The sequence below is a fragment of the Bacillus sp. cl95 genome, from assembly GCF_900115925.1.
Taxonomy (GTDB): Bacteria; Bacillota; Bacilli; order Bacillales; family Cytobacillaceae; genus Neobacillus_A.
Genome location: NZ_FOYF01000001.1, coordinates 767307 through 787064, shown reverse-complemented (window position 1 = coordinate 787064; position 19758 = coordinate 767307). Strand labels below are relative to the sequence as shown.

The 19758-nt window shown below is 38.6% G+C and carries 22 protein-coding genes; 12 read left to right on the top strand and 10 right to left on the bottom strand.

What is annotated here, in order from left to right; genetic code table 11:
* Nucleotides 1-81 precede the first annotated feature (81 nt).
* The gene (locus BMZ31_RS03935) at nucleotides 82-1125 is read left to right on the top strand and encodes a LacI family DNA-binding transcriptional regulator (protein ID WP_090830406.1); all 1044 of its coding nucleotides are present in this window, start codon (nucleotides 82-84) and stop codon (nucleotides 1123-1125) included.
* 256 nt (nucleotides 1126-1381) lie between these two features.
* Here BMZ31_RS03935 and BMZ31_RS03930 read toward each other — a convergent pair whose 3' ends face one another.
* From BMZ31_RS03930 to BMZ31_RS03920, 3 genes are all read right to left on the bottom strand, one after another.
* The gene (locus BMZ31_RS03930; RefSeq protein WP_090830405.1) at nucleotides 1382-2254 is read right to left on the bottom strand and encodes an SDR family oxidoreductase; all 873 of its coding nucleotides are present in this window, start codon (nucleotides 2252-2254) and stop codon (nucleotides 1382-1384) included.
* 105 nt (nucleotides 2255-2359) lie between these two features.
* Entirely contained in the window at nucleotides 2360-4006 is a 1647-nt protein-coding gene (locus BMZ31_RS03925) for a CoA-disulfide reductase (RefSeq protein WP_090830404.1), read from the bottom strand.
* A 541-nt stretch (nucleotides 4007-4547) separates the two neighbouring features.
* Complete coding sequence (locus BMZ31_RS03920) at nucleotides 4548-5039, bottom strand: YajQ family cyclic di-GMP-binding protein (RefSeq protein ID WP_090830403.1); 492 nt, start codon at nucleotides 5037-5039, stop codon at nucleotides 4548-4550.
* A 157-nt stretch (nucleotides 5040-5196) separates the two neighbouring features.
* Between BMZ31_RS03920 and BMZ31_RS03915 the strand changes: the two genes are divergently transcribed.
* The gene (locus BMZ31_RS03915; protein ID WP_090830402.1) at nucleotides 5197-6069 is read left to right on the top strand and encodes a CvfB family protein; all 873 of its coding nucleotides are present in this window, start codon (nucleotides 5197-5199) and stop codon (nucleotides 6067-6069) included.
* Nucleotides 6070-6310: 241 nt separating this feature from the next.
* Here BMZ31_RS03915 and BMZ31_RS03910 read toward each other — a convergent pair whose 3' ends face one another.
* A complete protein-coding gene (locus BMZ31_RS03910; protein ID WP_090830401.1) occupies nucleotides 6311-6442 on the bottom strand; it encodes a DUF3941 domain-containing protein in 132 nt (43 codons plus the stop codon).
* Nucleotides 6443-6529: 87 nt separating this feature from the next.
* Nucleotides 6530-7387 (bottom strand): DegV family protein, encoded by an 858-nt coding sequence (locus tag BMZ31_RS03905; protein ID WP_090830400.1) that lies wholly within the window; start codon nucleotides 7385-7387, stop codon nucleotides 6530-6532.
* 126 nt (nucleotides 7388-7513) lie between these two features.
* Between BMZ31_RS03905 and BMZ31_RS03900 the strand changes: the two genes are divergently transcribed.
* Together BMZ31_RS03900 and BMZ31_RS03895 are read left to right on the top strand one after the other, a co-directional pair.
* Nucleotides 7514-8356 carry a YitT family protein gene (locus BMZ31_RS03900; RefSeq protein WP_090830399.1) on the top strand — a complete coding sequence of 281 codons (843 nt, stop codon included), beginning with the start codon at nucleotides 7514-7516 and terminating at the stop codon, nucleotides 8354-8356.
* 10 nt (nucleotides 8357-8366) lie between these two features.
* The gene (locus BMZ31_RS03895) at nucleotides 8367-9113 is read left to right on the top strand and encodes a BsuPI-related putative proteinase inhibitor (RefSeq protein WP_175477990.1); all 747 of its coding nucleotides are present in this window, start codon (nucleotides 8367-8369) and stop codon (nucleotides 9111-9113) included.
* Nucleotides 9114-9177: 64 nt separating this feature from the next.
* On the opposite strand, the gene BMZ31_RS03890 is transcribed toward BMZ31_RS03895, so the two are convergent.
* The 3 genes from BMZ31_RS03890 to BMZ31_RS03885 all read right to left on the bottom strand — a co-directional run bounded on the left by BMZ31_RS03890 (nucleotide 9178) and on the right by BMZ31_RS03885 (nucleotide 10442).
* Nucleotides 9178-9372 carry a DUF3813 domain-containing protein gene (locus tag BMZ31_RS03890; protein WP_090830397.1) on the bottom strand — a complete coding sequence of 65 codons (195 nt, stop codon included), beginning with the start codon at nucleotides 9370-9372 and terminating at the stop codon, nucleotides 9178-9180.
* 2 nt (nucleotides 9373-9374) lie between these two features.
* Nucleotides 9375-9527: a hypothetical protein gene (locus tag BMZ31_RS20220; RefSeq protein WP_175477989.1), complete on the bottom strand. Its 153-nt coding sequence runs from the start codon at nucleotides 9525-9527 to the stop codon at nucleotides 9375-9377.
* A 102-nt stretch (nucleotides 9528-9629) separates the two neighbouring features.
* Entirely contained in the window at nucleotides 9630-10442 is an 813-nt protein-coding gene (locus BMZ31_RS03885; RefSeq protein ID WP_090830396.1) for a Cof-type HAD-IIB family hydrolase, read from the bottom strand.
* Nucleotides 10443-10641: 199 nt separating this feature from the next.
* On the opposite strand from BMZ31_RS03885, the gene BMZ31_RS03880 reads away from it, so the two are divergent.
* The 4 genes from BMZ31_RS03880 (at nucleotide 10642) to BMZ31_RS03865 (ending at nucleotide 13355) form a co-directional block, all read left to right on the top strand.
* A complete protein-coding gene (locus tag BMZ31_RS03880) occupies nucleotides 10642-11415 on the top strand; it encodes a prolyl oligopeptidase family serine peptidase (protein ID WP_090830395.1) in 774 nt (257 codons plus the stop codon).
* 20 nt (nucleotides 11416-11435) lie between these two features.
* Nucleotides 11436-11744 (top strand): metal-sulfur cluster assembly factor, encoded by a 309-nt coding sequence (locus BMZ31_RS03875; RefSeq protein WP_090830394.1) that lies wholly within the window; start codon nucleotides 11436-11438, stop codon nucleotides 11742-11744.
* A gap of 13 nt (nucleotides 11745-11757) precedes the next feature.
* Complete coding sequence (locus BMZ31_RS03870) at nucleotides 11758-12096, top strand: DsrE family protein (protein ID WP_090830393.1); 339 nt, start codon at nucleotides 11758-11760, stop codon at nucleotides 12094-12096.
* Nucleotides 12097-12230: 134 nt separating this feature from the next.
* On the top strand, nucleotides 12231-13355 hold the full coding sequence (locus BMZ31_RS03865) for a TIGR04053 family radical SAM/SPASM domain-containing protein (protein WP_090830392.1): 1125 nt from the start codon (nucleotides 12231-12233) through the stop codon (nucleotides 13353-13355).
* Nucleotides 13356-13401: 46 nt separating this feature from the next.
* Here the strand turns inward: BMZ31_RS03865 and BMZ31_RS03860 are convergent, their stop codons facing one another.
* Entirely contained in the window at nucleotides 13402-14088 is a 687-nt protein-coding gene (locus BMZ31_RS03860; protein ID WP_090830684.1) for a Crp/Fnr family transcriptional regulator, read from the bottom strand.
* Nucleotides 14089-14474: 386 nt separating this feature from the next.
* Between BMZ31_RS03860 and moaA the strand changes: the two genes are divergently transcribed.
* The gene (gene moaA, locus BMZ31_RS03855; protein WP_090830391.1) at nucleotides 14475-15491 is read left to right on the top strand and encodes a GTP 3',8-cyclase MoaA; all 1017 of its coding nucleotides are present in this window, start codon (nucleotides 14475-14477) and stop codon (nucleotides 15489-15491) included.
* A gap of 98 nt (nucleotides 15492-15589) precedes the next feature.
* Here the strand turns inward: moaA and ric are convergent, their stop codons facing one another.
* Nucleotides 15590-16288, bottom strand: a complete 699-nt coding sequence (gene ric / locus BMZ31_RS03850; RefSeq protein WP_090830390.1) for an iron-sulfur cluster repair di-iron protein — start codon at nucleotides 16286-16288, stop codon at nucleotides 15590-15592.
* A gap of 602 nt (nucleotides 16289-16890) precedes the next feature.
* Between ric and glp the strand changes: the two genes are divergently transcribed.
* From glp to BMZ31_RS03835, 3 genes are all read left to right on the top strand, one after another.
* Nucleotides 16891-18156, top strand: coding sequence for a molybdopterin molybdotransferase MoeA (gene glp / locus BMZ31_RS03845; RefSeq protein ID WP_090830389.1), 1266 nt, complete (start codon nucleotides 16891-16893; stop codon nucleotides 18154-18156).
* The gene (mobB, locus tag BMZ31_RS03840; RefSeq protein WP_175477988.1) at nucleotides 18150-18701 is read left to right on the top strand and encodes a molybdopterin-guanine dinucleotide biosynthesis protein B; all 552 of its coding nucleotides are present in this window, start codon (nucleotides 18150-18152) and stop codon (nucleotides 18699-18701) included. The genes glp and mobB overlap by 7 nt, the downstream gene beginning before the upstream one ends.
* A gap of 318 nt (nucleotides 18702-19019) precedes the next feature.
* Nucleotides 19020-19736, top strand: a complete 717-nt coding sequence (locus BMZ31_RS03835; RefSeq protein WP_090830387.1) for a YwiC-like family protein — start codon at nucleotides 19020-19022, stop codon at nucleotides 19734-19736.
* Nucleotides 19737-19758: the final 22 nt, after the last annotated feature.

Below are 19758 nucleotides of genomic sequence, written 5' to 3'. Positions count from 1 at the left end.
TAAAAATATCCCGTTTTTAGGAAATTCATTTTATAATGAGTGTAAAGAGTCCAATGAGCTTCCAGGGAGAGGGTGAAGCAAATGACGGTTACAATAAAAGATGTAGCAAAACTCGCAAACGTTGCACCATCAACAGTGTCGCGTGTTATTGCCAATAGTCCTAGAATAAGCGGCAAAACGAAGGAAAGAGTAAAAGAGGCCATGGAGGAATTAGGCTATCATCCTAATTTCATCGCACGCAGTCTCGCTAGTCAATCCACTCAGGCTATTGGACTTGTCATGCCGAGTTCATCGGATTTAGTTTTCCAAAATCCCTTTTTTCCAACGGCGTTAAGTGGTCTAAGTCAGGCGGCGCATGAGAAAAACTATGCGTTGCACATGACAACAGGAAAAACGGAAGATGAGATTTTTGACGGTGTTGTTCATATGGTTCAAGGGAAAAGGGTTGACGGGGTCATTCTGCTTTATTCAAAGGTTGAAGATAAAGTAATCTCATATCTACAAAAGCGTGACTTTCCATTTGTAGTAATCGGAAAACCATATAAGCATGCCGAGCAAATTACCCATGTTGACAATGACAACTTTAGAGCAACAAAAGAAGTCACAGAATACTTAATTCAAATGGGTCACGAGCATATTGCATTTGTTGGAGGAAATTTGGACTTTGTTGTAACGGTTGAGCGTCTACTCGGATATGAACGTGCCTTGAGGGATTCATATCTTCCATTAGAAAACGATTATATTGTCCATGAAGAATTCCTAAGAGAAGGTGGACAAGAGGCAGTAAGAGGTTTAATGTCGTTAGAAAAACCACCAACAGCACTTGTGGTGGCAGACGACTTAATGGCATTGGGCGTTCTGAACATGCTAGATGAAATGGGTATCAGTGTTCCAGAGGATATTTCAATTGTAAGCTTTAACAATGTATTGCTTGCTGAAATGTCTAGACCCCCTTTGACGTCAGTGGACATCAATATCTACGATTTAGGTTACGAGGCTGCTAAAAACTTGATCCAAAAGATTGAGAATCCAAAAGAACCGAATAAACGAATCATCATTCCGCATAAACTGATCAAACGTCAGTCATGTGGTGAGCATCGAACAAAAGCTAAAATACTGACTTAAGTAAAGGCTCTTTTCGTAAACTTTTTTGCTTTCACACGCAAAAGCAAAAATCTGCTTCTGGTTCTTTACGATTTTTTATGAATTCTTGGTTCAGTAACTTCTCGAAAAGAGGCCCGAAGCCGTAAAAAATGCGGGATGAGTGTAGCATTCGAAAAGCAACAATCAATGTGAAACAACCTAAGTAAAAGCCGACTGCACAATGTGTAGTCGGCCTCTTTATGTCATTAATCTCGTACGCAAGAGCTCGTTGCGTTAGTTATCCATTTAACACTTTCCCACCGTTGACATGCAGAATTTGCCCACTTACATAAGAAGAATCCTCACTAGCCAAATAAACATAGCTTGGAGCTAATTCATATGGCTGACCTGCACGCCCTAGTGGTGTATCTGAGCCAAATTTTGCCACTTTTTCTGGTGTGAAAGTGGAAGGGATGAGAGGCGTCCAAATCGGTCCTGGTGCGACGCCATTAACTCTAATCCCCTGTTTGGCTAATGACATGGCCAAAGAACGGGTAAATGTGACGATGGCACCTTTTGTGGAAGAATAGTCTATCAATTGTTCATTGCCCTCATATGCAGTAACGGAAGCTGTATTGATAATCGTTGCACCTTTTTTTAGGTGTGGCAATACTGCCTTCGCCATATAGAAATAGGAAAAAATATTCGTTCTAAAAGTTTTCTCCAGCTGCTCGGCTGTTATATCCAGCAAACTTTTCTGTGGATGTTGTTCAGCAGCATTATTGACTAGAATATCAATTTTTCCATATTCGTCTTTAACCCTTTTAACGGAATCGATACAGAATTGTTCATTTCCAATGTCACCTGCAATTAGCATGCATTTACGACCTTCTGCTTCAATCTGTTTTTTTGTTTCCTCTGCATCACTATCTTCATCTAGATAAAGGATGGCTAGATCAGCGCCTTCTTTTGCAAAGTAGATGGCAGCTGATTTCCCAATTCCGCTGTCTCCACCTGTTATGATGGCTACTTTGCCAGAAAGTTTTCCACTGCCTTTATAATTCGGATCGACAGAGATTGGTTCTGGCTGCATTTTTGTTTCCACTCCAGGCTGTTGATCCTGATGCTGTGGTGGAAATTCTTTTGGCGGTTTTACATTTTCGTTACTCATTACATTCACTCCATTCCAAATTCTCTCATGTTTCATAATTCCTTTGTTTCTATCAAGAAAAACATGGGAATTATTAGAATTTGAAAAAGTAAGCGTAAAGACAGGCTATTTAGTTTTCATAGTGGAGTATGTTTTATATCCACCGGTTAAATTCTTAACATCAAAACCATGTTGTTTTAATATTCTAGAAGCCAGATATCCTCTTTGCCCGACTTGGCATGTTATAAAAATGGTTTCATCTTTCGGAAGCTTATCCAGCCTTGAACGTAGCTCATCGACTGGAATATTGATTGAACCTTCAATACAGCCATTTCCATGTTCCTTATTAGTCCTGACATCCAATAGAAATGCGCCATTTCTAACTATTTCATCTATTTCATGCCATTTTACCGTTTCGACTAATCCATCAACAATATTTGCGGCAACATAGCCAAGCATGTTAACAGGGTCTTTGGCAGAAGAATAGGGAGGAGCATATGCAAGTTCGAGTTCCTGTAAGTCTGAAACAGTTAATCCACCTCTAATCGCAGTTGCGAGGACGTCAATTCGTTTATCCACACCATCTTTGCCAATTGCCTGAGCTCCAAAAATCTTTCCGGTCTCTTTATCAAAAAGAAGTTTCATCGAAATGGGCTGTGCACCTGGATAGTAGCCCGCATGGGAAAGGGGATGAATGTGTATAGTTTCATAGGGAATACCGAATCGAGCTAATGTTTTTTCATTATTTCCCGTAACTGCAACGGTAAGATCAAATACCTTTACAATAGATGTCCCAAGTGTTCCGGGATATTTAATATTTCTGCCATTAATAGAATGAGCAACAATATGTGCTTGTCGGTTTGCTGGCCATGCAAGCGGAATCATCGTTGGGTTCCCATTCACGTAATCTCTCACTTCTACAGCATCCCCAAGTGCATAAATAGATGGGTCCGATGTTTGCATATATTCATTCACTTTTATTCCGCCTCTTTCACCAAGTTCAAGTCCTGCTTCCTTGGCTAGCGCGTTCTCTGGCGTCACGCCAATTGCAAGAATAATGAGGTCGGATGAAAGTGTTTTTCCGCTTTCAAGGTGTACCGTTGTTCCTTCTTCGGATACATCTTTAATTCCATCTTCTAGTATAAGGTCAATTCCTTTTTCAACTAGATGTTTTTGTACAACCGTTGCCATTTCAATATCAATCGGAGCCATCACTTGATTTGCCTTTTCAACGATCGTTACTGATACACCAGCTTCGACTAAGTTTTCAGCCATTTCTAGTCCGATAAAGCCTCCACCAATGACAACAGCATGTTTAGGGTGTTTATCATCAATAAATGATTTTATTTTATCCATGTCAGGAATGTTTCTTAGCGTGAATACATTGCTTGATTGTAATCCTGCAATCGCTGGTACAATTGGTTTTGCACCAGGTGAAAGAACAAGAACATCATATTCTTGTTCAAATTCCTCGTCTGATTTTAGATTGCGTGATGTAACCGTTTTACGGTCGCGGTTTATGCGAATAACTTCTGTAAAGTTGTGTATATCCAAATTATATTTTTCTTTCATTCCTTCTACTGTCTGAACAAGTAACTTGGATCTATCCTGTATGACTTCGCCGATATAATAGGGAAGCCCACAATTTGCAAAGGAGATAAATTCTCCTCTTTCAAACATCGTAATTTCTGCATTTTCATCTAGACGACGCATTTTTGTCGCAGTAGTGGCTCCGCCTGCGACTCCGCCAACAATGACAACTTTTTTGTTCATTCCGTTTCCTCCTTTATTAGATACCCTTAAGGGTAAAATATCCATTTATTTTGAATTTAACCCTCACATTTAAGAAAAATCTGCTAATAATAAAAAAGAACCATGCGTGTCAGATAAAAGAGTGAATGAAATCTTAGTAAAAGGCTCTTTTCTAAAAGATTATTTTTTAAAAATAAGTAATGTGAAAGCAAGCCATTAATAACAAAGTTGATTGGAGCGGAAGGTGCGAGACTCCTCGAAAATGCTATCGCATTTTCTTCGTGCGTGGGTTCATTCGGGGAAGCTAATCAATGTCCTGCGGGATTAGCGGGACAGGTGAGACCCCGCAGGCGCAAATGCGCCGAGGAGGCTCACCGCACGTCCCCAAGACGAATTTGTTCATGAAAAAGCCGGCATTAGGGCTTTTTCATAATTCGTCTAGGAAAGCGAGCATCCTGGAGCGGAAATCAACTACTACAATCTATTTAATAAATAGGAACAAAGTTTAAGAAAACAGCGTAATAAAAAAACCGATTGACACTTAGTATCAATCGGTGAGGGATTAGCGGTAATTCATAAATTGAACTTCTACAGTTAAATCAGCCGCTTTGACTGCAGCAATAATTTTCTGAAGATCATCGCGTTTTTGTCCAGTAACGCGAATTTGATCATCTTGAATCTGACTTTTTACTTTGAGTCCGCTGTTCTTTATTAAAGTATTAATCTTCTTGGCATTTTCCTTGTCAATTCCTTGGACAAGCTTGGCACGTTGTCTCACGGTACCACCTGAAGCATTCTCAAGCTTTCCATAATCAATGTTTTTGATCGGAATTCCACGTTTGATCATTTTGCTCAATAATACATCTTTGAGTTGATCCATTTTATAGTTATCATCTGAAACCAGAACTAATTCTTCTTTATCAAGTGTGACACTACTTTTACTGCCTTTAAAATCATAGCGCGTTCCAATTTCTTTCATTGTTAGGGTCACTGCGTTTGTGACTTCTGAGAAGTCGACTTTAGATACAATATCAAATGAATTATCTTTAGACATGGTTACCTCCGAAAAAATAAAATTCCCGATGCGGGTAGGGAAGGTCATCTTCATTTAAATAGAAGTTTCCCTTTATGGCTCCATTATAGTAAAATATAGCAGTTCAAACAACTTTATGTAGTACTGGCTTTTGAAAGACAGATGGGAGGAAATGAATTTGTCTTTATTGGAACAGGTAGGACGAATGGTGAATTTAACCGTTGCTCGAAAGGCAGCGTATGGGTATTTTTTGACGGATGGCAATGAGGATGTTCTTTTGCACTTCAATGAAACAGATAAGGAATATGAGGATGGGGATACAGCAGAAGTATTTCTTTATCCAGATAATCATGGCAGGGTGTCGGCGACTACCACGCAGCCGTCAATTGTGGAGGATGAATATGGGTGGGTTGAGGTAGTTGATTCGAAGCCTGAAATAGGAGTCTTTCTAAATATAGGCATTCAGAAAGACATATTATTAGGTAAAGATGATCTTCCCGTTCACCAATCAGTTTGGCCGCAGGTTGGTGATTTGGTTTATGCAACTATACGAGTAAATCGTAGTTTCCGATTGTATGCAAAGCTAGCTACAGACCCAGTCATCGAGGATATTTCTATAAAAGCAACCCGAGAAGACTATAACAAAAATATTCACGGCCATATTTATCGAACAGCAAAAGTAGGAAGCTGGATCTACACGGCTGAAGGTTTCAAAGGGTTTATCCATGAGTCTCAAAGAAGAGAAGAACCAAGACTCGGTCAAAAGGTAGAAGGTCGAATTATCGATGTTAAAGAAGATGGAACGATTAATGTTTCATTGATTGCACGTAAAGAATTTTCAATGGACGAAGACGCGGCTGTAATTTGGGAATATTTAATGTTAAGAGATGGTGCAATGCCATACAGTGACAAGAGTACTCCTGAAGATATCCACGACCGTTTCAAGTTAAGCAAGGCTGCTTTCAAGAGAGCTATGGGCAAGCTCATGAAAGAAGGAAAAGTTTATCAAGATAACGGTTGGACTTATAAAAAAGAAGAAGAGCAAGCGTAAAATACGCTGCTCTTCTTCTTTTTTTCGTTTTTCTACTTGTCCATCTCAAACCCCCAGCGCCTAGTATACTTCGCCCTCCTCCTTACGATAAGTCAACATCGAATCAAACGTTGCTCCTGCGCCATAGTGATTCCGAGAAGCTTATGTTCAGCTCGTCGCAAAGCTACATGATGCTTATTCAAGGTTGTAAAACAGGAAGTGTTGCAGGCAGTTGCTTCGCTAAACGGGCGTTTCCACTTTTCTACTTATGATCAGTGGTTTTTGAGTATTGGTTTTTTCCAGCTTTGCGATTCTTTTCACGCATCATGTTTTTTTCATGATGAAGGGCTTGATTGTCTTTTGCTTTTTTATCGTTATCGGAAGTATGAGGCATAATAAAACTCCTTTCGTATTTGAATCAATTACACCAATTAGTGTCTGTCATCAAGGAAAGGAGTATGTAAAGTTATAATGAAAGATTTTATGAGATCTTTTTTAAAAAGAAAATCGCAATGGCACCAGGACCAGTATGTGAGCCAACAGAAGCTCCGATTAAAGAAATTGTCACTTCTTTCGGATGGAATTCTTCCACGATCATTTTTTTCATTTCCAAAGCGGTTTCTTCATCCTGGGCATGACTGATTCCTATTTCTTGTTCTTCTAAGGATGTACCTCTTTCTCTCATCAATTCAATGATTCGTCTAAGCAGTTTTTTCTTGCCGCGAATCTTATCGATAGGCACAAGTTTCCCGTCTTCAACATTTAGCAGTGGCTTTATATTTAGGAGTCCCCCTACAAAAGCTGATGCTTTTGAAACGCGTCCACCTTTGGCAAGGTGTTCTAAATCATCCACTGTAAACAATTGTTCCATATTTTCTTTTCTGAACATGATGTCATTTAGAATTTCTTCTTTTGACACGCTTTGAGAGGCCAGTTTAGCAGCTTCTTTTACGAGTAAGCCGTAACCAAGAGAAGCACATTTGGAATCAACGACTGTTAGATTAAAGTTTGGATAATTTTCCTTCACTTGGTTAACAATCATAACAGCGGTCTGATAAGTTCCAGACAGTTGGGAAGAGAAAGCTATGTATATTCCATCTTCGTTATTGATTGCCATCTGTGTAAAAGTTTCTTCAAATGCAAGCGGTGAAGCCTGGGATGTTTTTAGTGTCTTCCCATCACGAATGGCTTGATATACCGTCTCAGGGTCAATTGTTCTCAAGTCTTCGTATTCCTGCCCGTCCAAATGAACCTTTAAGGGAAAAAGGGTTACACCGTGTTCGGTATAAAAGGACAATGGCAAATCACAAGCGCTGTCCGCAAGTATTTTAACTGACAATTTCATACACCTTCTTTTAGCACTATTTCCCTTAAGTTTATATTTTTCATGAACAAATTACAATGAAATGTCCTTGAAAATGAATTTGGGGTATAAGGATATTATTACTTCTTAGGAGGAGTTAAGATGGTCTGGCTTGAAATAAAAAAGTTCACAATCGTTCTTATTGGAGCAATATTAAATGCAATTGCCATGAACTTATTTCTCATACCCGCTAACATATACTCTAGCGGTTTTACAGGCATTGCACAGTTGCTTTCAAAAATCCTCACTGACAACACGCCTATATCCATTTCCACAGGGGTTCTACTCTTTCTCCTTAATGTTCCAGTAACGATTCTTGCTTGGAAAAAGGTAGGGAAATCATTTACTTTTTACAGTTTTATTAGTGTGTTTTTAATGTCCTTATTTCTTGAGATTATTCCAGTCATACACTTATCAAAAGATATCCTGTTGAATGCTGTTTTTGGTGGGGTTATAGCAGCGGTTGGGGTTGGATTAACATTGAAGTGGGGTGCCTCCACAGGCGGGTTAGACATCATTGCCATGATTTTATCAAGAATGAAGGACAAACCTGTAGGGATCTACTTCTTTATTTTCAACAGTATCATCATTTTAACGGCGGGGATTATGTTCGGATGGGAAAAAGCACTATATACCCTTGTAACTCTTTACGCTTCAACAAGGGTCATTGATACCATCCATACACAACATGAAAAATTGACCGCACTAATCATTACAAAGAAACCGGATGAATTAAAAAAGGCTATCCATTCAAAGCTAGTTCGAGGTATTACCATGGTGCCTGCGAAAGGCGCATTTTCTAACGAGACAAGGGACCTATTAATGATTGTCATTACTCGTTATGAATTGTACGACTTAGAAAGAATCTTGAAAGAAGTTGACCCTAATGCATTTACAAACATTGTTCAAACCGCAGGGATTTTCGGATTTTTCCGGAGGGATTAGGAGGAACCATATGAAGAAGTTCTTGTTTATTATTGTTTTACTATTTGTTCAAGTGACAACGGTACATGGTAATCAACAGGACATGAATTTCTCAGTAGCAACTGAAACAGGAACTCAGGAAGCGCTAATACGCTTAAAAGTTGAAAATCAGACAAGTGAAAAGTTGAAGCTTGAATTTCCAACCTCGCAATTTTACGAGTATATCGTCAAAAATCAGAAGGGGAAAGAAATATTTCGATATTCCAACGGCCGGTCTTTCTTACAAGCCATTCAACAAATTGAATTGGATCCAGGTGAAGAAAAGATATGGGAGGACAGATGGACGTACCCAGTTGGGACAAAGCCAGGAGATTATGTCATAGAGGCAGTTTTAAAAGCTAGTATCCTGAATGATAGACCAAGTCAAAAAGAAATCAGAGCGGAAACCAGTGTGAAGATAGGACTTAAGGAAGAGGCATTTAGAGGAATAGTCGTGTCCGGATCAGGGGGGAAATACACTGTTCAAGGTGAAATAAGTCCGAGTCTAACCGAATTCTTTTACTTAGTGGAGGATGGTCATCATCAATGGATCTCCGAGAGGAAAGTAGATTTAGGAAAACCTAGTGGAAAGTGGCGGAAATTCAAGTTGAACATCACGGTGCCATCTAACGTCTTGCCCGAGAACGGAACACTTATCCTTTTTCTTTATGAAAAAAAACTACATAGCGGTGAAGCAGTTAACCACTTACCAGTCAAGCTAGAAAGTTTCCCTAAATAATAACATAAAGTTATATAAAATACAGGAAAATAACCGGATTCCAATAGGAAACCGGTTATTTTCATTACATAGTTGTGTCGATTTGGGCAAGCTCAGTTTGCATTTCTTGGAGCTGCTGCTGCTCTGCGCGAGTCGAATTAGCGAATGCAGAACTTAATGCATTCTTTGCTGTATCAACTGCAGCTTGTTGGTCAACGGTGTCGGCTGATTTAGCAGCCTCCACAAATCTTCTGGCTTCTTGGAACAGTCTATTACCCATAATTAAATCCCTCCAAGTGAGGAATCATGCACATTTGCCATCTTCTGCGCTTCCGCTTCTGCATAGGTCATGTGATAGGGAATACGTTCATCATGCTTGGAAACAGTATCTTTTCCTTGCTGAACAAAGCGTTTCGATTTGTTTCGTTTACCCACTCGAATCCCTCCAAATATAGAGCTTGTTTTGAAACAGCGCTGGCTGCTTCCTAATTAGTATGCTCACGGGAAAAGGATTTCATCGAGGAAAACTATGGTGATTTATTTAATGTTCAGCAAGTCCGCCAAATATAATCCAATGCCATCTTGTTCATTTGTTAAGGTAATATCATTGGCAACTGCTTTTAATTGGTCAATGGCATTCCCCATCGCAATACCATGTCCAGCATACTCAAGCATTTCTAAGTCGTTGTCTTCGTCACCAAACGCAATAATGCGTTCTGGAGGGATTTGAAAATACTCTGACATTCTTTTTAAGCCGACCGCTTTATTCATACCGCTTTTAACAATTTCAATGACATGCCATGGGGCTGCCCAACGTCTGTGATCAATTACTTCAGCATGAACATCTGAGAGATGCTTTCGGATTGCGGCAACATGTTCGTCTTCGGCATGGATCAGCATACTTGTAGGATTTTGAGTTAAAAATTGCTTTAAATCTCCAGTTGTTATATTGGGATCACCAAAACCAAAAATGTCTAACAGCTTTTCATCATGATAATGGAAGTACACTTCGTCGATTACTTCGGCAATGATGTTGTGAAAAGGAAAATCACTCATTGCTTCTACGATGTCTTTTGCGACTTTTATATCTAAAGGGGTATGATATGCTCCCCACTTAGAATCTAAAGGATGGTGGACGAAAGCTCCATTGAAGTTGACGATAGGTGTGGTCAACTGAAGTTCCCTGTAGTACATTTCACTGGAGCGAAATGGTCGGCCTGTAGCAATCATTACTTCGTGTCCTAAGTCTCTGGCTTTCCACAAAATCTCTTTCGTCTTTTGAGATATGGTTTTATCGTCTTTTAATAATGTTCCATCTAAATCTAGTGCAATTAAATGTTTCTCTTTCATATGGATCTCCTTAAGTAGAAAGTGTAATGCTTTTGGAAATTTAAAATTAAGTGGTAAACTAGAACATATTGATTCAAATGAAACTTTATCCTTCTTATGTACCATGTTAACAATAATATAGGGTACATGTAAAAAAATTCACTTCAAAAGCAATTTTTTGTTATTATACTTGAATTGTCAAGATTGGGAGGTTTAGTTCTTGATTATCGTTGAGCATGATTGTATTGAAAGTATTCCCGTTCTTCATGTCGTGAAACAATCTTTATTTTCGGAAAAGCTTCCGCTCGTATTCTTTGTTCATGGTTTTACAAGTACAAAGGAGCAAAATCTTAACTATGCTTATTTAATGGCTCAAAAAGGATTCCGGGTTTTGCTGCCTGAGGCACTACATCATGGTGAACGTAACAATGGAATGAATGAAAAAGAATTATCATTCCACTTCTGGGACATTGTCCTGAATACCATTGGTGATTTGAATGTAATTAAGAATCATTATGCTAAGAAGGAAATGATTGATTCTGAAAACATTGGAGTGTCTGGAACCTCAATGGGTGGAATCGTGACTTTGGGGGCATTAACTCAATTTGATTGGATCAGTGCAGCTGTTAGCTTAATGGGAAATCCTAATTACGAACAATTTGCACAGTGGCAACTTGAAATTATCAAGAAACAGGGACTTCAATTGCCTTTATCAGAAGATAAGCTGAATCATTTTATGTCGGTTTTACGTCAATATGATTTGAGCTTACAACCTGAAAAACTAAATGGACGTCCACTACTTTTCTGGCATGGAAAGCAAGACTCAGTTGTCCCATTCTCGTATGCATATCAGTTTTATGAGTCACTGAAACCACAATATGATCAAGATAAATGGTCTTTTATTGTAGACGAAAAAGCGGGTCATAAGGTTAGCCTTGAAGGTGTAAATGCTACAGTTGAATGGTTTGAGAAACATTTACAGACTGTGGAATAAATGAACAAGGAGTGTTAGAGATGGATCAAGATTTAAAAGATAGCATTATGGGTACTTTGGAATTAGTTATCGACCCAGAGCTTGGTGTGGATATCGTAAACCTTGGTTTGGTTTATGATGTTGAAATGGATGAAGAAGGTACAGCAACTGTGACGATGACATTAACATCAATGGGTTGCCCGCTGGCAGGTACGATTGTAGATCAAGTTAAAAGAGCACTTGAAGACATTCCAGAGGTAAAGAAGACGGAAGTAAATATTGTGTTTAATCCTCCATGGACGAAAGACATGATGACAAGATATGCAAAAATCGCACTAGGCATTCGTTAAAGGAGGTGCAATGATGAAGAATAAAGTAATACTTGTAAGTTCCGATCAGCTTGGAAAAGGTGATAAGGAATTAGGTGAAGGTGTCCTAGAAACCTTCTTTACTCTCTTGAAACAAAGAGAAGAACTTCCCAAAGCAGTGTTTCTCATGAATAGTGGTGTTATGACCCTGACGGATCGCTCCCTTGTTTCATTGCATCTTAAAGAACTTGAAGAAAAGGGCGTTGAAATCCTAGCTTGTAAAACTTGCGTCGATTATTACGAAGTCGAAGGCATCCTGCAAGCGGGGAAAATTAGTTCAATGGCTCATTTTATCGAACTAGCAGCACAATATGAAGTCATTACGATATCCTAAAACTCGTCAGCAGACGAGTTTTTTTGTATGCAAAGATTTGATTGTGACCTACTTCACTTTGTTAATGAATTGACTCACCTATAATAGGACTAAAGGGTTAACTTTTTAGGAACTAATAGCGGGAGGCATTCCAGATGGTTTTTAGCCGTGATTTTAATAAAGATCCATTTATCGTCATATGGGAATTAACAAGAGCATGTCAACTTAAATGTCTACATTGTCGTGCTGAAGCTCAATATCGTAGGGATCCGAGAGAGTTGAGTTTTGAAGAAGGAAAAAATTTAATTGATCAAATTTATGAAATGAATAATCCAATGCTTGTTTTTACAGGTGGAGATCCACTTATGCGCGAGGATGTTTTTGATATTGCTAAATACGCTATCCAAAAAGGTGTTAGGGTCTCTATGACACCAAGTGCGACGCCAAATGTCACAAAAAGTGCAATCGAAAAAGCGAAAGAAGTGGGTCTTGCTCGTTGGGCATTCAGTTTAGATGGGCCAACAGCTGAAATTCACGACCATTTTCGTGGTACAGAAGGTTCCTTTGACTTGACGATAGAGAGAATAAAGTACTTGCATGAACTTGAAATACCGGTTCAAATCAATACAGTAATTTCGAGATACAATTATGAACATTTAGATGAAATGGCAAAAGTTGTTGAAGAGCTAAAGTGTGTATTATGGAGTGTGTTTTTCCTTGTACCGACAGGTCGTGGACAAGAAAAAGACATGATATCTCCTGTTGAACATGAAAAAGTATTTAAGTGGCTTTATGACTTAAGTAAAAAGGTATCCTTCGATATCAAAACGACCGCTGCACAACACTATCGTCGTGTCGTGATTCAACAAAAGAAACGGGAATCCAAAGAGTCACCTAAAGAGATTGATTACTTGAATGCACTGACAAAAAAAGGTTTGACAGGATCTATTAATGGATTAGGTAGAGCTCCAAAAGGTGTAAATGACGGCAATGGCTTTGTGTTTATTTCACATATTGGTGATGTATATCCAAGTGGATTGCTACCAGTGAAGGCAGGGAATATAAGAGAGCGGGGGTTAGCAGATATTTATCGGAATTCGCCAATCTTTCAATCTCTACGCAATCCAGACCTATACAAGGGAAAATGCGGCAAATGTGAATTCAGACATGTTTGCGGAGGATCGCGCTCTCGTGCATACGCGATGACAGGTGACTACCTAGAAAGTGAACCATATTGCACATATATTCCTATGGAGTTAAGAAAGAAACAAACCCAATAAGAAAGGGATGGCGCAGGCCACCCCTTTCTTCACAAATTTGAAAATATCAATCGATACTGCAATAGACAGCTGGACAGTTTTCACAGCCTATTTCTTCACGGAGAAACTGAAGGTCATGGATAATGATTTTTCCTTTCTTGACCGAAATGACTTTATCTTTCTTTAGTTCATTCAGGATACGGTTTGTACTTTCACGCGAAGTTCCGCAAAAATTTGCAAGTTCTTGATTGGTTAAAGGGAGATCGATCAATATTCCATCTTTAACTTCAATTCCATAACTATTCGTCATTCGAATGAGAGTTGAGATGAGTGCCCCTTTTTTACCGTTAAGAACGAGGTCTCGGAACTTGGTTTGAGTTTTTCGAAAGTGATCGCTCATCCATTTCATGAACTCAAACGCTAAGGCACTATTTTGAAAGATTTCTCGTTCAATTACATCTTTTTTGATGGCTACAATTTCGCCTTCTTCTAAAACTTTGGCACTTAATAAGTATTTAGGATTGTCAGTAAATAATGTAAGTTCTCCACAAATATCATTGGCACCACAAATCCTTAATGATAGTTCACGACCATCGGAAGTTATTTTACTTATTTGGACTTTGCCTGAAATGATGATATAAAGTTCTTCAGCTAACATTCCTTCTTGGAATAAGTAGGTTGCTCTTTCACTTTGAAATCTTCGGTCTGCAAAAAGTAGCAGTTCTTTTATTTCTATGGAATGAGTAGGTTTCATTTTATTTGGCACATCAATCACCTTTTCCTCATTTTTGGTTTAGATTTATTAGAAAAAATTCATTTCAATCATTTAAAATTAATTATTATCAACATTTTATCGCAGAAAGATTAAACAAAAACGGTTTAACAATGACAATATAGTGAAAACTTATAAGTATTTAGAATCTTAAAAACAAGTGAACTGTATAAAGTGATAATATGAGACAAGGTATCTTGCTATAGGAGAGCTTTTAGAACGATCTAACAGTTGATTTCCGCTCCAGACGCTTGCTTTCAGGGACGAATTACTACAATCAACAGAGTGAAGAAAATCAATATTATTCTTTAGCAAAGCCATACTTTCAAAAATCAAAACCAGCTTCTCACTTTATTGGAGTTGATATCATGGTTAGAACCATTATTAAAGATAAACTAAATAGGCCTTTAAGAGATTTAAGGGTGTCTGTCATAGATCGTTGTAATTTTAGATGTCAGTATTGTATGCCTGCAGAAATTTTTGGTCATGATTTTGCATTTCTGCCAAAGAGTGAGTTACTTACTTACGAAGAAATAGTACGAGTGGCCAAAGCATTCGTAAAACATGGAGTTGAAAAAATCCGACTAACAGGCGGAGAACCTTTGTTACGAAAAGATTTACCCACATTAGTTGCCATGCTTTATGAAATTGAAGGTGTGAATGATATCGGTTTAACAACCAATGGTGTTCTCCTGCCAAAACACGCAACCGACTTAAAGCACGCTGGCTTAAAAAGAGTCAATGTCAGTCTTGATAGCCTTAATGATGAACTGTTTGGAAAGATCAATGGACGTAACATAGGAACCGGTCCGGTACTCAAGGGAATAGAAGCAGCAAGAACTGCTGGCCTTGGAGTAAAGGTAAACATGGTAGTAAAAAAAGGCTTGAATGATCAAGAAATCATTCCAATGGCTAAGTTTTGCAAAGAAGAAGGGTTACAGCTTCGCTACATTGAATTTATGGATGTCGGCAGCACAAATGGCTGGAAAATGGATGATGTCATTACTAAAAAACAAATTTATGATTTGTTAATGGAGAATTTCGAGTTGGAAGCATTAGATCCGGCCTATTTCGGTGAAGTTGCAAAACTATATCGTTACAAAGGGACTCAAATGGATGTTGGCTTTATTACTTCAGTTTCAGAGTCATTTTGTCAAAGTTGTACACGAGCGCGACTCTCAGCCAACGGCCAGCTCTATACTTGTTTATTTAATGGAAATGGACATGATATTCGAGACTTTATTCGTAATGGGGCAACGGATAATGACATACAGGAAAGAATAGCGAACATTTGGTACCAACGTGATGACCGCTATTCAGATGAAAGAACGGCTGAATCAATAAAAAATCGCAAAAAAATTGAAATGTCTTATATTGGTGGCTAGACTCTCTTTCCGAAAAAGAGAGTCTTTTTTGTTTCAGATGCTATTATGAAGACCTGCGATTTTGTCATCGCAGGTCTATAGAATCCAGATATTCACTTTTAAATGAAACGAGGGAAGAGAATGTTATTTTCAAGATGTACGTGCATGAACGTATGCTCTTCTAACATTTCAAGACGCTTGTAAACAAGGCGATATGTTCCACAGGCATCGGCTGGTGGTGTGAAATCCGATGTGATGGTTCGAAGCTCTCTTAATAATGAACCTGCATGATCATGTTCTTTTTCAAGTTCAGTAATGAAATTGATCGCTTCTTCTCGATTCTCCACTGAGTTCTCAGCTAACATCTTGATGAGAGGGAAAACGGTTTCTTCTTCCTTCGCTGCATGTTCAATCATTTCTTTTTTGAACTCATAGAACAATTCATAAACTTTTAAAAGCTCAGGACGATTACCACCATGGACGCGTGAAACCTTTGTCACGTAAGGACTAAGTTGGTCTAATTCTTCCATAAGCGGACGATGATAATGTGAAATAATGTGGTCAATGATTGTATGAGAGTCTGAATTCAGCCATACTTCCATGTTTTGTTCATTCTCGTTATTTTTTTCAAAAACAACTGTTAATTCTTTTAAAAGTGTTTCAATATCTACATTGTTTGCAGCAGCTGCTTCGCTTAATGGAGTATTACCTCCGCAACAAAAATCAATGCGATAGCGTTTAAATACATCGCTCGTCTTTGGTATTTCATTTACAATATCTCTAACTAGAGTGCTGGCGGAAAAGGTTGCTGTCTTCATCTAACTTCCTCCTTGAAATCCTAATTCTTATTTTGTTTACACTCTTATCTTAATGGAATGGCAACGAGGAGTTGGTGACCTGTATCACACTTTCAATTATTTATTAAATTTAATAAAGAAAAAGATGTTGAGATGTGAAATTTGCCATCTCCATTTGAATCCTTTAACTTTATAATTGATAAAGAAATCAATGAAACCCCTAAAAAAACTTTAAGAATGGCTCTTTTCTAAAAGATTGTTGTTTTTGGAATCAGTTTTATGAAAGTAAACCTAGTAGTTGATTGAAGCGGAAGGTGCGAGACTCCTCGAAAATCCTCCATTATGCTATCGCATAATATCGTGCGATGTGAATTCCTGGAAGCTTTCCTTGTGCTATCGCATTTCCTTCGTGCGTGGGCCCATTCAAGGAAGCCATTCAATGTCCTGTGGGAGTAGCGGGACAGGTGAGACCCCGCAGGCGCGAATGCGCCGAGGAGGCTCACCGCCCGCCCCACGGAAAGCGAGCATCCTGGAGCGGAAATCAACCTTCAATTTATTAAATTGCAACAAAGTTTACGAAAACAGCCTTAATAAATGAACTTTTTACATAGGAGCTGAACAGGATGCTTGAAAGAAGAACACCTATCAACATTGCCGAAGCGGTACAAAAAGTGATGGATTACCAATCCTTAGGAAGAACGGAATATGTAAATATACTTGAAAGCTATGGAAGATTTTTAGCAGAAGATCTAACGGCAACAAGCGACGTGCCTCACTTTGATCGCTCTCCATACGATGGATTTGCTGTTAGAGCTGTTGACACGATAGGCGCTTCTCAAACGAATCCAATAGAATTTGAAGTCATAGATCACATAGGAGCCGGTGAAACGACAAATAAGGTTTTAGATGAGCGGCAGGCAGTGAGGATTATGACTGGGGCAATGCTTCCGAAAGGTGCGGATGCGGTCGTAATGCTTGAACTTGCCAGTTCCTATGAAAAGAATGACAAGGCTTATATGACAACTAAACGAGCATATAAAACGGGAGATAACGTATCGTATAAAGGTGAAGATGCTAAATTTGGCGAAGCCCTTGTTAAAAAAGGAACAATGATTAATCCAGGTATCGTTGCCATACTAGCGACATTTGGTTATGAGCTAGTACCAGTTGTAAAAAAACCAGTTGTTGGTCTTTTTGCTACAGGAACAGAACTACTGGAAGTACACCAAGCCCTTGAGCCCGGCAAAATCAGAAACAGTAACTCATCTATGATCATGGCACAAATTGAAAGAGCCGGTGGAGAGGTTCATTATTTTGGTAAACTTCCTGATATTTTTGATACATGCTATGAGGCAGTCCTAAATGCGGTCGATAAAGTAGATATTCTAATCACAACAGGTGGAGTTTCGGTAGGTGATTATGACTATCTCCCAGCTATTTATGAGAGAATGGGAGCAGAAGTCTTATTTAATAAGATTGGAATGCGCCCAGGAAGTGTCACAACGGTTGCTGTATATAAAGGGAAGCTTTTATTTGGGCTGTCAGGAAATCCTTCGGCTTGCTATGTGGGATTTGAGTTATTTACACGTCCGATCATTAGAAAAATGCTTCATTCAAAAAATCCTCATTTACGAAAAGAAAAAGCGATCTTACAAGCAGATTTTCCGAAACCGAATCCTTTCACACGTTTTGTGAGAAGTAATAGTGATGTACAAAATGGACAGCTAGTTGTTTCGCCAAGTGGGGTGGACAAATCAAATATCGTAATGAGTCTTGCAACTGCCAATTCCCTTATGATTCTGCCAGGAGGTACAAGGGGATTTGAGAGCGGAAATGAAGTTGAAATCCTGTTACTTGAAGATCAATTAGGCAGTGTTTGGCCGTGGTAAATAAACCTTTTATTTTTCAGGTTGTAGGTTATCAGAACAGTGGGAAGACAACTGCTGTAACTCAAATTGTTAGAGGGTTATCTGAGCAGGGATATAAGGTCGCTACAATCAAGCATCATGGTCACGGGGGGAAACCCGAAGTTGTTAAGGACAAGGATTCCTATCGACATATAGACGCTGGAGCAATTGTAACACTGGTCGAAGGAAATGGAAGACTGCTACTGCAGGGAGAAAAAAGTGAATGGTCTCTCGCCGAAAAAATCACTTTGATATCACAGATGAACCCTGATTTCATTATTATTGAAGGACACAAATTTGAATCTTATCCCAAGTTGGTATTGATTCGTAAACATGAGGATACGGAACTGTTAACGAAATTGACCTGTATCAAAGCAATCTACTTTTGGGACTTAGAGTTTATGAATGCGAATGAAGTTCAAGAAGACTTGCTCCTTTGCCATTTGAAGGAAGACGATAGCTTCAAGAGAGTAATTAGATTTATGATTGATGAGTGCAAGAATGTTTTTAGAAGAGAATTGGAATAGTTTCTTTTTAGTTTGTACGGAAGAGATTTGACTCTCAATAGGGCGTCTTTTCTTTTTATACTAGATAAGAAAGTTTTAAATATTACGGAGATAACTGTCTAGCTTCAGCGCCCAGCCCCTCGGGGTTGTTTCCTAAAGCCGAAACAACCTTGGTCATAAGCCAAATCTCTCCAGAAATCAGGATTTCCTGCGCGCTTTGTCTTATGCCTGTCGGGGCTGAACAGGGCGCTTGCGTTTTTCTAATATGTGATTTGTTTCACTTACTTTGTGTCTTATTTGAAATATATTGAAGATAAGCATTACAAAGGAGTGAGAACGATGAAGTTATTTTTACCAAAGCAGCATGGTGCATGGGCAATGTTGCTTGTCCCATATTGGCTTGGCGTTATAGAATCTGGATTTCGTTGGATGCACGTTCCCTTATTTATTGGTTGGCTATTTTTATATTTAGCGACATATCCGTTCCTCATGCTATTTAAGAAAAAAAAGATTCATTTTCACGCCAAATGGAGCATGCTTTATTTGATTCCTTCTATCTTGTTTTTATCTGTACCACTGTATCATAAACCAGAAATGTCCTATTTAGGAATGATCATGACCCCATTTTTTGGTATTAATGTATATTTTTCTTCCAAAAATAATGATAGGGCTTTTGTTAATGATTTAAGTGCAATTATTGTTTTTTGTATTGCTGGTATAGGAAGCAGCTTTCTTGTACATGGTAATCTGACCAATGGAATGTGGCTTCTATTTTCTTCGAGCGTCCTCTTTTTTATTGGAAGCACTTTTTATGTGAAATCAATGATTCGTGAAAAGAAAAATCAAAAATTCAAGTGGCAATCATGGGTGTATCATCTTTTGGTACCGATTATTTGGATTCTTGCTCACGAAGACCTCGTTGCACTAGCTTTTTTGCCTAGTACCATTAGAGCATTCGCCTTCTATGGTAGACCGCTTAGTGCAAAACAAGTAGGTGTATTTGAAATTGTTAATTCGTTCATTTTCTTTATTACTATGATGTACAGTCTATACTGAAAATGAAAAAAGCCGCTTCTTA